We start from the raw sequence: 14779 nt of genomic DNA, 5'->3' as shown, positions 1-14779 counted from the left end.
GGACGTGAAAATGATGATTGAAGTCAGGAACTATTCCCAACGCTTCGGAAAAATCGACGTGTTGACGGATGTCAATTTTTCGATTGGTCCGAGTGAAATCGTCGGACTGATTGGACCAAGCGGATCTGGTAAAACAACATTAATCAAATCGCTGATCGGTCTCCAAACCCCGTCAAGCGGAACCGTCACGGTACTCGGATCAGAGCAACCGTCGTTACGTCAGGCAGAAAAAATCGGCTATATGGCGCAAGCCGATGCCTTGTATGAGGATTTGACGGCACGAGGCAATTTACGCTATTTCGGCAAGCTGTACGGCTTAAAAAAAGACCGCCTCCGCACCCGAATTGAAGCCGTCCTCCAATTCGTCGACTTAAAGCAAGATGCCGACCGCCCCATCCATCAATTTTCCGGCGGGATGAAGCGGCGCCTCAGTCTTGCAATCGCCTTGATTCATGAACCGACTTTGCTTCTGCTTGATGAACCGACCGTCGGAATTGATCCCGCCCTCAAGAAAACGTTTTGGCATGAGTTCGACCAACTGCGGAAGTCTGGCGTCACAATCCTTGTCACGACACACGTCATGGATGAAGCCGAGCGGTGCGATCGTTTATTATTGATTCAACATGGGCGATTGATCGACGCCGGGACGCCCGCGGAATTAATTCAGCGATTCGGTTCAATCGATGAAGCCTTCATTCGAAAGGAGCGAGTCTGATGCAGACACTGACCGTAGCAGAACGTGTCATCTCGCAAATTTTTCGGGACAAGCGGACAATTGCGATGATGTTCCTCGCCCCCCTGTTCGTCCTCTTTTTATTATCGTCAATCCTCGGTTCGAGTTCGGACGAAGTCACGATTGGCACCGTCGACCTACCTGAAACGTTTGACGAGGTTCTCGCATCGAAAACGGCGACGACGACCTATCCGAGTTATGCGGACGGTAAACAAGCGATGGAAGATCAACACATCGAGGCATTGATCACGTACCGGGATGATGCCCCAGACATTTTGATTGAAGGCGGCGACGTCTCTAAAAATGCCCACGCCATTCAGGTCATCCGCGAAACCTTAACAGCAATCGAGATGAAACAAGCGACGACAGCGAATGCACAGTTACGTGAAACGGTTAATCAACTGCAACGACGGCTCGAACAATTGACGAATCAGAACTTGACCGTCCCCCCTACCGCTTCACAATCAATGACGGAACCAGATATCCGCTTTTTATACGGAAATCAAGATGCGGAACTGTTTGACCAAATCGCGCCTGCCTTGATGGGATTTTTCATCTTTTTATTCGTCTTCATCATCGCCGGGGTCAGCTTCCTCCGTGAACGGTCCAGCGGGACGCTCGAGCGGACCCTTGCTACTCCGCTCAGACGGTCGAGCATCGTCTTCGGATATTTTGTCGGTTTTTTCTTATTCGTCACGATCCAGACGATTTTAATACAATTATTCATCGTTAATATCTTAAACGTGACACAACAAGGCAACTATTTTCTGTTACTCTTCGTCAATTTATTGACGGCAAGCGTCGCTCTGGCACTCGGACTACTGCTGTCGAGTTTCGCACGGACGGAATTCCAATTGATTCAGTTCATCCCGCTCGCAATCGTCCCGCAAATCTTTTTCAGCGGTCTATTCGATTTGACGGATGCCCCGACCTGGGTCGAAGTCATCAATCGGCTGATGCCGTTGACCTATGCCGCCGATGCCCTGCAAAACATCATGATTCGCGGGTACGACTTCCGTGAAATTTGGCTCGATCTTATGGTCCTTGGCGGATTTATGCTTGTCTTCGTCCTCCTGAACATGCGTGCCTTACGGAAACAGCGGCCGGTGTAAGGGCACTTCGTACAAAGGAAATTGACAATCCATTATTTTCCTTATATACTTTAGTCAAAATTGACCGAAATGAGGCTGTCCAATGTAAATTCATCTAAACTCCTAACCACTAACTAAATATGATTGATGTGGAGGTTTTTTAGATGAACCGTTTTACGACTTTACTGGTCAGCCAGTGGATAGCGAATGCAGGGGACGCGCTCTACATCGTCGCCCTCATCGCTACCTTGTATCAACAAACAGGACAGGCCAGCACAGCTGCGCTCTTTCCGATTGCCGTAACGGCAGGCATGATGGTCAGCGGCTTCTTTTTCGCCCGCCTTGCGAAGCAGATGCCCCATGCAACGCTTATGTTGCTCAGCCAGCTCATTAAGACCCTCTCGCTCGCCTTGATCGTCCTGCTTGATTTACCACTCGTCGCGTTGCTCATTCTCGTGGTTTGGATTGCCTTTCTCGACGGCTTTGCCCGACCGATTGAAAGTGCCTTTATTCCGCAAATCACGACCGATTTCCAAAAAGCCAACAGCATCGTCCAAGGAACGAATCAAGTCGTCCAACTGATCATGTGGCCGCTCGGCGCAATTTTAGTCAGTACAGGGTCGCCCCAGTCCGTCTTATTCGTCTCATTACTGCTCTTTCTTTTTGCAAGTATCGGAACGGCGTTATTTCGTTATCAAGTGCGCTCGCTTGAAAAACCGATCGAAGAAGAAGGCTTTGAACCGTCTTTTCGTTCGAGCGTCCAATATACCCGGACTCACTTATCTGCCCGTTTGAATACGGCATTGCTCGGCATCGATGCCTTTGCGAGTACCGCCTGGATTTCAGCGTTGTTCCTCGTCTACATCGATACGCACCTGCATGTCTCCGACAGTTGGTGGGGCATCTTGAATGCGTTTTACCTGCTCAGCATGATTGTCGGGAGTTATCAGATGCTGCGACGCCGACAGGAAGGATCACTGCTTCAAATCAGTGTATTTCTTTCGATTGCCGCGACACTTCTATTCGGATTTGCTCCTCATGTGGTAGTCGCCTTGATTGCATGCATCATCCAGGGATATGCCAGTCAACTCCGGGCGATTGAATTGAATACGCGCCTACAAGCCGATACACCGATTGCAAAGTTACCCTACGTTTACAGTGTCCAGCAGACCGTCTATACAGTCAGCTTTTGTTTCGGTAGTCTTTTGTTCGGTCTTCTCGCCGATTGGCTGAGCATCGAAGTCGTCTATCTCATCGCGAGCATCATTGCTCTGCTGATGATTCGTCCGGCACGCCAATTACACAAGCAACCATCAGCTGAACGGACACAACGGATTTCTTAAGTAATGGTTCGTTTTAAACATTCAACTGAAGGCATGTGTTAGAGACACTTCGTCTTTTCACAATGAAACGCCGCTGACCCGTTTTTAATACGGAATCAGCGGCGTTTTCGTTGTTTTCTAAGACACGGAAATCGTTCCCACGAAACCGTCGACGATCCGCGTCATTCCCATCGTCTGCTTAACCACGTAACGCATAACCAAAGAACGAACGATACGAGACACAGATACACATACGCCATATTCAAACTCACCCACTCACTGACGAATCCGAATCCAAGACCGACGACGATGATCAGTATACTCTCTAGCCAGGCAACAAACGAAACAATCGTGGCCCGCTCTTTTGCCGCAGCATAAGTTTGCAAGAGACTGCTCGTCATCGGCTCCGACAGACCATATAACAGAAACGTCACGAACAGGAAGATGAGACTCACCGCTTCCGTGAATGAAAAGCTGACGACACTTACGAAAAAGACGATTAACATCCCGTTCAACTTTGCCTTCAACGAACCCTTCTTCAACGCCGGCAATAGGTTGCCGGCGCCTTGTGCCACCATAATAAAAATGAACACGAGACCGAATCCAGTCACAGGAATTCCCCGATCCCGCATCGACAATTGCCAAAATTCTTCGATGAAATTAATCGTCGTCCCGAATACGATACTGAACAGAAAAATCCGGATTAAAATGGGGCGTGTTCTCAGTTCTCGCCAAACGAGACGAAGCGGACGGGCGGTCGATTCTTCAACCTCCGAGCGCGTTTCGCGTAACGTCAGGCTGATGAGTGCCGCACTCATTAAACTGACAAGCGCTATCGTGTAATGAAATTCAAACGCAGTGGACTGCGTTAACCAACTGCCGGTGAGGGCAGCCAGTCCCGCTGTCATGAGACTGACTGCATTCAGTCGACCAACTATCCGTTCGAATCGCTCGACCCGACCGATTTGTTCGAGCGTCTCGTATAAGAAGGCTTCTTCTGTCCCACTGATGGCAGTAGCCCCGATTCCCGCGAGTACCATCGCACTTAAAAAAGCAGCCAACGTATACGCGTTCAATAGAATCGCGAAGGACAAACATTCTGCCACCATCCCGAAGACGAGAAACCACTTTCGACCGAAGCTATCGGTGGCCCGTCCGAACGGCAGTTCAAGCGACAATTGAGTCAACGCAAAAACAATTTCCGCATAGATTACATCGAGAACACTCATCCCACGCGCTTCCCAAAATAAACGCTCAATCACATAGGCAGGGATGAAGGCGGTCGCGAACCGCATCATATACAGTTTCCAAATGTTTTCCTGTATCGTCGATCAACAAGGAGGGCGGATTTTTCGCATCGGTCAACATCCTTTCTTATTTTTGAACCGTTAGTTGTTTTTTCCCCATCTCCTGCGGTTTAACACAAAAGTGTATGTTTTATTTTAAATCACACAAAAAAGACGAGAGCAGATGGTACATCCGCTCTCGCCTATTCATTGCAAACTGGTCATTAAGCCAGCCTCATGTTTCCTCATTCAAAATCAGTCATTTCCAATGTTGGCGCCAGTTTCGACGCATCTGCTTGAATGATCGGAAGTTCGACTGTAAAGGTCGAACCGGATCCTTCCGCCGAATCAACGTGAATCATTCCTTCATGGGCACGGACGATTTCTTGGCAGATTGCAAGACCCAGTCCTGTTCCACCAATCTTCCGGCTATCGGAATTATCGACCCGGTAGAACTTGCTGAACAACTCCGTCAACGCATGCTGCGGGATGCCGATTCCTTGATCCTGAATCCGAATCCGCAACAAGTCTCCTGCCGACTCAATTCCGATCATAACCTCACCACCGTCCGGAGAATACTTGATGGCATTGTTGATCAAGTTGCTAAACAATTGACGCATCTTTTGTTCATCAGCTTGAATCATTTTCACTGCCGTATCCTCTGTCTCGAGTAAAACGGTGTGGTGTTGAGACGAACCGACTTGGAATTCAGCGATTTCCCGAATCATGGCGGCGACGTCAAGCTCCTCGAAATGATACTGTTGTTGACTCGACTCCATCCGCTGGACATCAAGGAAATCATTGACGAGTCCCGTCAATCGATTGGTTTCAGCATGAATCGTTTCTAAATACCGTTGCTGACGATCGGGTGCCAATTCTTTCACTAACATCAATTCGGTATAACCAAAAATCGAGGCTAGCGGTGTCCGCAACTCATGGGACACCGTCGAGACGAACTCCGATTTCATCCGGTCGACTTCTGTTTCGACGGTAACGTCACGCAAGACGAGCATCGTTCCGCGGAAGCGTCCGCCATAATGAATCCCTTCTGCATAAAGTGTGACGAAACGCTCCTCTTTATTAAGAGATAATGAAAGGCTTTCTGTCGGCACTTCATGACTGCAGACTTGATTCATGTACTCAAGGAATGCTTCATGTTGATCGACTTGAACCGCTAACTCTTCGATTTTTACATCAAGTGTCAACAATCCTTCGTCATTGAACCGGTCATGCGCCGGGTGATGGAATAAGGCGAGCAACGGACGGTTCGCAAAGATTCGGCCGTCTTCGATATACATGACCGCTTCACGTATTGAATGCAGGAGTTTCGATGTTTTCTCACGTTCTCGCTCAATTTCATCGAACACACGCATCCGTAATAACGATAATGCGAGTTGACGGGAGAATGACCAGATTTCGGCCGTTTGATCCTCATTGAACTGATCCCGGTAACGCACGAGATAAATGCTTGCAATCATCATATTCGTCGATGGGTCCATGACCGGTACGACCGTCTCATACATGCTGTACGGATAAGGTAACGGATGATCGCTCGTAACTTGTTTTGTCGAGCGAACCGCTTTTTTGTGCAGTTTTGCCCGCTCGAGTAACGATAAGGAAGAAGTCAGGAGAAGATGCTCCTGATCAACCGACATGCCGTACGAGACGATATCCGTGTATTCATCTTCGTCAAGAAAGACGATGGCCCCAAATTCGGCATCCGTAATCGAAATTAATTTTTCGATGATGGCCGGATAAGCTGTCAACGTCTCGCGAGAAGCAAGTGTTTCCGTCAGTTCATTCCGGTAGCGGAGATGGGTTTCGTTGCGTAACGTCACATCGAGTGCTTCTTCAAGTTCCTCCTGTTGCGTTTGCAGTTCCTCTTGTTGGGCGACTAACTCTTCCTGTTGGCTCTGAAGTTCATCGTTACTTGCCACCAGTTGTGATTTCTGGTGCGAGATCGACGTCGCCATCTGATTGAAGGTTGCCGTCAATTCTCCGATTTCATCATTTTTGTTCACGACCTCGATTGGTGAAGCGTCCTCTCCTTTTGCAAGGCGACTGCTTTCCCGGTTTAATTGGCGCAGTTGCCGCGTAATTTTTGCGACGAATGGACGGACGAATAAGGCAATGATGAGTAAGACGACTGCTAAATTAATCAGACCGAGAATTTGAGCAGAATTTACTTGTTTCCCCAGTTCATTTTGGGCAGCAATTTCTTTATCATTTAAAGAGTTTCGATATTTGGTGAATACCGTCTCCATGTCGACAATACTTGAACTCATATCGGCTGCACTTTTCGTGTTGATATTAAATTTGCGGTCAGGATCAAGATTTGGCGCTTTAGTCACTTTCCCTAAAGTGGCCATTTGCAGAAACGGCTCGTCGACTTCCCCGGCTTTTTTAGCTTTCACATAATTAATCAAGCTCGGTAAAACCCGTTCATCGTACGCACTGTATAACTTCCGTGCGTCTGACGCATACTGCTTTTCTTCTTTAAATTTGGCGTTTTCTTCAAACCAAGTCGTTTGATCATCAATGCTCTGTTTTTTATTTTTGATTTCTTCTAACATCGTTTCGTCACCAAGTAACACGAATCCGCGTACTTCATATTGAAGACTCTGCCACGACTCATATAAATTCGTCGCATTTGTCCGGTGTTTGTTTAACATCGAAAGTTCTTGCCGCGTTTCCTTCACTTGATTTTTTGTGTACACATAGACACCAGCCGAGGTCAGCAATAATACAGTCAAAATTATATAGAAAGCGGACATGATTTGTCGTCCGATCGTTCGATTAACCCATTTTTTCATAAACGAAAAATCCTCTCCTTCCTCCCTTACTCTACACTCTACTTTTACGTTAAAGGAGACGTCTGTTCCTCTTATTGTAAAGGTTTTTAGGTTATTTCCATCAAATATGCTCATATTTCTCTACTTTTCATCTAATTTTAATATAATGCGTTTTTTATTACAAAAAGATGACGGAAACGCCAGATTTAGCGTGTAGACAAACGCTTATGAAGCGTGAACATGCGATAACGAAAGACAATCCGGTCGCGCTTCCCTGTCTCGCCTCGTCTTCAAAGCGGCAATCGGTCGCGCCGCTACAGCAAAGCTGCAGGGTCGCGACTGATTGCTTTTCGCGGTTCTACGCGATTCGAGACGGATTGCGCCATAAACCGTCTGCATGCCCGGCTTTCCGTCATAGTGTTACCTAAAAAGCGTCACGTTTCGTTGACTCCTGCGGGGAAAGCAACGAAAAAAGACGCTTGATTTCCCAATGGCACGTTGTCTACAGCCTGACACCAGGTTTTCACCCGATTTTTGAGATGAAAAATGCCCCGCCACATCATCGTGACCGGACATATTTTTTCATGAGTGATGTGAATGGTGTGTCGAATGATGATGGACAGGTGCTTCATCTGCCAAGATGTCGCCGTCGAGCAGACCGAGCCTTGCATACTGTGCCGTGATGTCTTGTTTCGTCATCTCGGCGATTTGGTCCGTCGTGCTGATCAACGTTGAGATTCCTTTCACTAACCGGACCGGCTCTAAATTTGTTTTCTCGACCGGGAACGTCGACAAGGAACGGAGATAGGCGACGTAGGCTTGCGCCCCTTCTTCCGTCGGTGTAACGAGCTCAGAAGCATGATGGCGCAAACTATTCGTCAAACTGTTCGTCGAGACGCCTTTCGTGACGGCGCTGATCAAGGCAAAAGCCATAAAAGACAAGATAGCGATAAAAAAGATGACCATGAATACCGGCATACCTGAAAACAAGCCTTCGTCTTCCACATAAGCCATCGTCCCTCCCGTCTTCAGCAGCGACAGGAGCGGACCCGTAGTAATACTTGACATGAACATTTCCCCCTATTTCGTTTGTTAACTGTTCATACGCAAACGACGCACAAAAGGTTTCTAGTTCTTTCCATCTCCAAGTAAAACTTCCGCATTAAACCAATCTTCAACATAGAGCGATCCGGCAGATCCATCAATCTGATAGGAATACAGGACGGAAAAATCGCCTTCCGTCATCATCGGTAAGGTCAGTTCCCGTAAGACTGCTTTGACTTCTTCTGTCATCGCTGTCTCATACTGAACAAATCCGTCTTCCCGTGTTTGCTGTTCCGTCAAATATGGCATCAACAGTGCTTTACCGTATGATTGGGGGTCATCGATGACTTCCGCTACTACACCAAACAGTTCTTCCGCTTCAAAAATCAAATCATCGGCTTGTCCGACCGTCACTTCATCGGGAAACCAAACTGTCAATTTTGTTCCCTCCTTCAAAAATCGTTCGAACATCGGAATGAATGTCCTGTTTTCCATTAAATCGTAATGCATCATGACCCTCCTTTCATAAACTCGAATTTGAGTTGATCGCGTTCGAGATACAACATCGCCTTGAATGTTCGGCCATTTTTCTTCATTTCGAGCGGTTTTGTTTTTTGAGTCGCTAAGATTTTTTTGACTTCCGTCTGTGTCACGCGCGCTCCGAGGATTGTTTTCGGTAATGTAAAACCGCAGTTCGTCTTTTGATACCCGCTGCAGCCATAAAATTTTCCACGGTCAAGCACTTCCGCCTGACAGAGCGGACATGGTCCGACCGGGCGATTCGTTGCCGCGGCGTGACGGGTTTTTGATTTGACTTGCGACGGATCGACGTGTAGTTGCTCGACACGCGACTTCGCATCATCGACAAGGTGTTGCGACAGTTTTTTCGCTTGTTCGACGAACTGGGCAGCGGATGCTTCCCCTTTACCGATTTGGTCGAGCCGGCTTTCCCACTTCGCCGTCATCTCAGGTGATGCCAAAATGCTTCCACTGACAGCTTCGATTAAAATTCGTCCTTTCGCCGTCGGATGGATCTCTTTTTTCTTCAGTTGGATGTAATCGCGTCGCTTCAACCCATCGATGATCCCGGCACGCGTCGCTTCCGTACCGAGTCCCTCGATTTCCTTCATGATGGCTTGTAACTCATTTTCAAGGACTTTCCCCGCTGTCTTCATGCCGAGGATTAGCGTCCCTTCCGTATAGCGTTTCGGTGGCTCCGTTTGTTTTTCAAGTACCTTCGCCCCCTTGATCGCGACGTGTTGTCCGTGTTCGACTGCCGGCAGCTCGACTTCCTTCGCCTCAATTTGTAAAACTTCTTTGAAACCGCGCGCAATCGTCCGGCTTCCTTTCGTCAAGAAACGATCCTGCTCCCTCGTCGTGATGATGTCTGTTTTTTCAGCGCGCGCGGGTGGCGCAAAAGCTGCTAAAAACCGTCGGACGATTAAATCATATACTTGTGCGTCACGCCCCGATAACTTTGCGACGGCTCCTGCTTCTTCTGTCGGGATGATCGCGTAGTGATCACTGACTTTCGCTGAGTTGACATACCGTTTATCGTGTGTCGGATCTTTCGTCAAAATTTCCTTCAATCCACCGTATTCCGGTTGCTTCAGCAGTCGGTTCAAAATCGTCGGGAACTGACCCGCTTCCTCTTTTGAGACAAACGATGAATCGGTCCGCGGGTAACTGATCCAACCGCGGATGTAGAGTTTTTGGGCGATATCAAGCGTTTCTTTAGCACCGAGTCCAAAGCGGCGGCTCGCTTCCGTTTGCAATAACGATAAACTGAACCAGAACGGCGGTTTCTCGACTTGTTCCGTCTTCGTAATTGACGCAATGACGCCTTCCCCTTTCGTCCGCTCCTTGATTGCTTCTGCGAGTGCCCGGTCGGTCAGCTTCGTTTGTTTTTTTTGATCAATATACTTTCCTTTATAAAGTGAAAAATCAGCCTCGACTTCAAAATAGGTTTCCGGTTTGAATTGCTCGATCTGTTTTTCCCGTTCGACAATCAAGGCAAGTGTCGGTGTCTGGACACGTCCGAGCGAAAAGACATCGGCAATACCTTTTTTCTTTAATAACGTCGTGTAGGCACGCGATGCGTTCATCCCGATCAGCCAATCGGCGCAAGCCCGGCTCATTGCCTCATGAAAAATATTTTCCGTTGCTTTTCCGTCCAGTAAATTCGCAAATCCATGATCGACGGCTTGCGGTGTCAAACTTGAAATCCACAGTCGCTCAATTGGTTTTGCATTGTTGGCAAGGCGAAGAATCAATCGGACGATTGCCTCTCCCTCTCGCTCGGCATCAGATGCTATAATGATGGAAGTCGTCGTCCGCTCGTTCAATAATTTTTTGATGACTTGAAACGCTTTACTTTTCCCTTTCGCGAGCCGGTAATCGAACCGTTCCGGAATGATTGGCAGATGGTCATAGTTCCACCGTTTCCACTTGGCATCATAATGGGCCGGTTCCTGTAATTCACAGAGATGACCGACGGCGTAAGCCAGTTTCGCTCCACTCGGGAAACGCTCACACGGTTTGATTTCGATGTATCCGTCCCGCTTGACCGATGGGTACGGCGCTGCGAGCTTTTCAGCCTGCTTTGGTTTTTCCGCAATGATCAATTGCATTGTTACACCCTCATTTCCTAACTACAGACACGTGGAGGTACTCATGCCGTATTTTACTTTATTCATGGCGTTATTCTTTATTTCGACATCGGCTATTTTCGTGAAATGGGCAGACACGCCAATCGAGGCCGTCGCTTTTTTCCGGATGTTATTCTCGACGTTTCTTTTACTGCCGCTCATTCAAGTCAAAGAATTGTTCAGTCTCAGTTCCTCAACGATCCGCCACATGATTTTAAGTGGCGTCTTATTAGCCGGACACTTCTGGCTATGGTTTCTCTCTCTTGATTATACGACAGTTGCCAGCTCAACGCTCTTCGTAACCGCGAGTCCCATCTTCGTGTTAGTCGGGAACGCCGTCTTCTTTAAGCAACATCCGTCACGTAAAGCGCTGTTCTTCGTCGGCGTCGCCCTGCTCGGCGGTGGACTGGTCGCATATGGTGACATCGCAGTCGGAACACGTGCCTTGATTGGTGACGGGTTGGCCCTGCTTGCGACGATTTTAGTCGCCGGATACTGGTTACTCGGACAACATGTCCGGACGAGCGTCTCGACGAATACATATTCCTTTGCGGTTTATGCCGTCGCATCCGTCGTTTTGCTGCTGTTTTCGCTGATCCAGTCCGTCGACTTGGTTTCGGCTTTTCAAACAGATTGGTTGATTTATGTGTTGCTCGCCATCTTCCCGACGTTACTCGGGCATAACTTGTTCAACTGGGCACTGTCCCGTGTCAGTGCGAGCATCGTCAGTATCACGATTCTCGGTGAAGCAGTCTGGGGAATGATTTTCGGGTACTTCTTATTCCAGGAATCACTGACTTGGATTCAAATCACGGGTGCCGCGTTACTCCTTATCGGTATCGGTCTGTTCTTACGCCGAAACGAAAAGGATATCCGAGCGCAACTCGTCGCACGTGAAACGGCGACCTCCGTTTCTGAATAACAGCAAACCGCTGAACGTCCTCCTCTCACCTGCGAGTCGGACGTTCAGCGGTTTTTTTAGTTTGGTTTATCGTCCGGACGCACTTTTGGTAAGCGGAACGTCAGCGCGAACGCGACGAGGGCACATAACACACCCCCGATGAAGACGAGCCGTAACCCATCTGCCAAGGCAAGTTCCGCCGCCGTATGGACGGCGTCCCCGTACTGGTTCGCCGTCGACGCCTGGAAAAATGGATCAATCGAATAACCGGATAAGATGTCCGAATCATGGAACGCTTGAATGATCGACAGATTAAAAATCGTCCCGAAGATGGCGACGCCAAGCGTCTGCCCCGTCGTACTCAAAAAGGAGTTGACGGCTGTCGCTGAACCACGGAGCGACCGTCCGACCGATGTTTGCAAAACTACGATGAACACCGGTTGCGATAAACCGAAGCCGATCCCAATCAAGGAGACCGCAAGATAGAGGAACACATCACTCGTCTCACGTGAGAGGAAAACTAAAATCATCATCCCGGTGACGAGCAATCCTATTCCGGTCATCGTCCGATAACGGGGTGACGCCGTACCAATCGTCCGCCCCCCGATGATTGCCGTAATCGTCCAAAATAACGAGAGCGGCATCAACATGAAGCCGGCTTCAGTCGGGCTTTTTCCGAGGACACCTTGTGCAAAAATCGGGATATAGGCTGACATCGAGACGAGGACCCAGGCGGAGAAGAACACCGCTAGATTAATCACGGCAATGACCGGATGTTTAATGACAGCGGGTGGTAAGAGCGGATCACTCGCCTTTTTCTCGGCCCGGTAAAAGAGGAACAACAGCACCGCACTGATCAAAAAACTGCCGATGACCGTCGGACGTAAAAACTGTTCCGCTTCACTCCCTGACAACAGACCGTACAGTAACGCACTCATCCCGACCGCAAACAAGAGCGCTCCCCGATAATCAATCTTTCGCGAAGTTTCCTTGACGGTTTCCTTATAGAAGACGACAATCATGATGAACGATACGAGCGCAAACGGAACGTTCAACAGGAAAATATACCGCCAGGATAACGATTCGACTAAAAATCCACCGAGGAGTGGTCCGGCAACACCGGATATTCCCCAAACGGCACTCAAAATCCCTTGAATTTTTCCCCGCTCTTCATATGTATACAAATCGCCGATGATCGTCATCGCAATCGGAAGAACCGCTCCTGCCCCGATTCCTTGGAGTCCGCGGAAAATAATTAGTGTTTCCATCGACTGGGCGAGTCCACATGCTAACGAAGCGACTGTAAAAACACCGATCCCAAATAACAAAACGCGTTTACGACCGTATAAATCAGCCATTTTCCCATAAATCGGTGTCGAGACTGCCATAAACAAAAGAAAAGCTGCAAAAATCCAGCTGACGAGCTTCGCCCCATTAAGTTCACTTGCCATGACGGGCGTTGCCGTCGCGACGATCGTTCCTTCGATCGCTGCTAAAAAGGTTGCTAATAACAGCGCAATCGTGACATTTTTTCTCATTCCTCCGCACTCCCTCTCTCTTTCTTATCATAACGGTTCTGCCCCGCGTTTCGAAAGTAAATGCTTACGCTGCAGGATTCAAGGGAACAATAGGGAATGATACAATTAGAGAATGATTCAATATTGGAATGGAGGATTTTGTTATGTTACGAAAAACAGCTTTAATTACAGGGGCTTCTGGCGGAATCGGCCTTGATCTTGCCGTGCTCGCAGCGCGCGACGGGTTTGATTGTGTATTGATTGCCCGAAACGAAAAAAAATTGACAGAACTTAAAAACGTGCTTGAAAAACGTTATCAAATCAAAGCCTATACGTTCGCTGCCGATCTCTCACAGGCCGACAGTGTCTCGCGCGTCCTGACGTATCTTGAGGAACAAGAATTGACTGTTGATTTGTTATTCAACAACGCTGGTTTTGCGACGTCCGGCCGCTTCGCGGAAATCGATCCTTCGGAAGACATCGACTCGATTCATGTGAATGTCGTCGCTTTGACGGAGCTGACGAAACGATTGTTACCAGGTATGGTCGACCGCGGATTCGGACGTATCTTAAACGTCGCTTCCGTCGCCGCCTTCATGCCAGGTCCATACATGAGTGTCTACTACGCAACAAAAGCCTACGTCTTGTCCTTCTCTGAGGCACTCGCTTCTGAACTCGATGGCTCAGGCGTCACGGTCACGTGTCTCTGTCCGGGACCAACGGATACGAACTTCTTTAATCGAGCGAACATCACCTTGCCTTTCCAAAGCATGCCTTCGCACCTCGTCGCCTTTGCGGGTTACCGCGGTACACTGAAAGGGAAACGTGTTGTCGTGCCCGGCGCGAGCAATCGCGCGATGGTCTCGTTCGCTAAATTCTTACCACGCCGCCTCTTGACGGAACTCACTGGTCGGATTCAAGACCCGGCACGTCAAGAACAACAGACGCATGAAGAAGATCTCGCGTACTCGAACTGAGCGCGAACAGCTTAAAGCAGGCACCTTACCCCTGATACGTACTCGGGAAAAGGTGCCTGTTTTTTAATACACTTACTGTGCTTGTTTTTTACGATGGAATCGACCCGCAAACTGTGTTCGGAGCGTCGCCGGTAACGAGGTGTACCGATAGAGGTAACGAACTGTAACCGCACTCGTCACGAGCAGCATATAGCCGGTCGCTAAAACGAGTACCCAGGCGATAACACCGGTAAATCGACCATTTTCAAAATACAGTTGCGCCGTCAACGCCCCTTCTGAAGAAGTGATGAGCAGCGCTGCAGGGAACACCGCTGCCGCAAGCAAATACAACCCAGCATATCGTCCACGGACCGTTCGCTTCAGTAACAGAATACTGCCAAAGACGAGACAACTTCCTGACATCAAGGTGAGTAAAAGAATTGCTACGATTGACACGGATGAACCCATCATCACGCTTCACTCCAATCG

At 48.6% G+C, this 14779-nt stretch carries 12 protein-coding genes; 5 read left to right on the top strand and 7 right to left on the bottom strand.

What is annotated here, in order from left to right; translation table 11 throughout:
• Positions 1–13: 13 nt before the first annotated feature.
• The 3 genes from KNQ04_RS05280 (at position 14) to KNQ04_RS05270 (ending at position 3167) form a co-directional block, all read left to right on the top strand.
• Positions 14–715 (top strand): ABC transporter ATP-binding protein, encoded by a 702-nt coding sequence (locus tag KNQ04_RS05280; RefSeq protein ID WP_214848073.1) that lies wholly within the window; start codon positions 14–16, stop codon positions 713–715.
• Positions 715–1845 (top strand): ABC transporter permease, encoded by a 1131-nt coding sequence (locus KNQ04_RS05275; RefSeq protein ID WP_214847838.1) that lies wholly within the window; start codon positions 715–717, stop codon positions 1843–1845. Before KNQ04_RS05280 ends, KNQ04_RS05275 begins: the two co-directional genes overlap by 1 nt.
• A 143-nt stretch (positions 1846–1988) precedes the next feature.
• The gene (locus tag KNQ04_RS05270; protein WP_214847837.1) at positions 1989–3167 is read left to right on the top strand and encodes an MFS transporter; all 1179 of its coding nucleotides are present in this window, start codon (positions 1989–1991) and stop codon (positions 3165–3167) included.
• Between the two features lie 161 nt (positions 3168–3328).
• On the opposite strand, the gene KNQ04_RS05265 is transcribed toward KNQ04_RS05270, so the two are convergent.
• The 5 genes from KNQ04_RS05265 to KNQ04_RS05245 all read right to left on the bottom strand — a co-directional run bounded on the left by KNQ04_RS05265 (position 3329) and on the right by KNQ04_RS05245 (position 10898).
• A complete protein-coding gene (locus KNQ04_RS05265) occupies positions 3329–4444 on the bottom strand; it encodes an MFS transporter (protein WP_214847835.1) in 1116 nt (371 codons plus the stop codon).
• A gap of 233 nt (positions 4445–4677) precedes the next feature.
• Entirely contained in the window at positions 4678–7245 is a 2568-nt protein-coding gene (locus tag KNQ04_RS05260; protein ID WP_214847833.1) for a sensor histidine kinase, read from the bottom strand.
• Positions 7246–7806: 561 nt separating this feature from the next.
• A complete protein-coding gene (locus KNQ04_RS05255; RefSeq protein ID WP_214847830.1) occupies positions 7807–8292 on the bottom strand; it encodes a hypothetical protein in 486 nt (161 codons plus the stop codon).
• A 60-nt stretch (positions 8293–8352) separates the two neighbouring features.
• Positions 8353–8778 (bottom strand): hypothetical protein, encoded by a 426-nt coding sequence (locus KNQ04_RS05250; RefSeq protein ID WP_214847829.1) that lies wholly within the window; start codon positions 8776–8778, stop codon positions 8353–8355.
• Entirely contained in the window at positions 8778–10898 is a 2121-nt protein-coding gene (locus KNQ04_RS05245; protein ID WP_214847828.1) for a type IA DNA topoisomerase, read from the bottom strand. The genes KNQ04_RS05250 and KNQ04_RS05245 overlap by 1 nt, the downstream gene beginning before the upstream one ends.
• A gap of 43 nt (positions 10899–10941) precedes the next feature.
• On the opposite strand from KNQ04_RS05245, the gene KNQ04_RS05240 reads away from it, so the two are divergent.
• Complete coding sequence (locus KNQ04_RS05240) at positions 10942–11838, top strand: DMT family transporter (RefSeq protein ID WP_214847827.1); 897 nt, start codon at positions 10942–10944, stop codon at positions 11836–11838.
• A 56-nt stretch (positions 11839–11894) separates the two neighbouring features.
• Here the strand turns inward: KNQ04_RS05240 and KNQ04_RS05235 are convergent, their stop codons facing one another.
• Entirely contained in the window at positions 11895–13355 is a 1461-nt protein-coding gene (locus KNQ04_RS05235) for an MDR family MFS transporter (protein ID WP_214847826.1), read from the bottom strand.
• A gap of 143 nt (positions 13356–13498) precedes the next feature.
• On the opposite strand from KNQ04_RS05235, the gene KNQ04_RS05230 reads away from it, so the two are divergent.
• Complete coding sequence (locus tag KNQ04_RS05230) at positions 13499–14311, top strand: SDR family NAD(P)-dependent oxidoreductase (protein ID WP_214847825.1); 813 nt, start codon at positions 13499–13501, stop codon at positions 14309–14311.
• Positions 14312–14383: 72 nt separating this feature from the next.
• Here the strand turns inward: KNQ04_RS05230 and KNQ04_RS05225 are convergent, their stop codons facing one another.
• Complete coding sequence (locus KNQ04_RS05225) at positions 14384–14761, bottom strand: hypothetical protein (RefSeq protein ID WP_214847823.1); 378 nt, start codon at positions 14759–14761, stop codon at positions 14384–14386.
• Positions 14762–14779 lie beyond the last annotated feature (18 nt).

Source organism: Exiguobacterium sp. s193 (assembly GCF_018618755.1).
GTDB lineage: Bacteria > Bacillota > Bacilli > Exiguobacteriales > Exiguobacteriaceae > Exiguobacterium_A.
The sequence above is the reverse complement of the archived record's forward strand: the minus strand, read 5'-3'. Positions and strand labels throughout refer to the sequence as shown.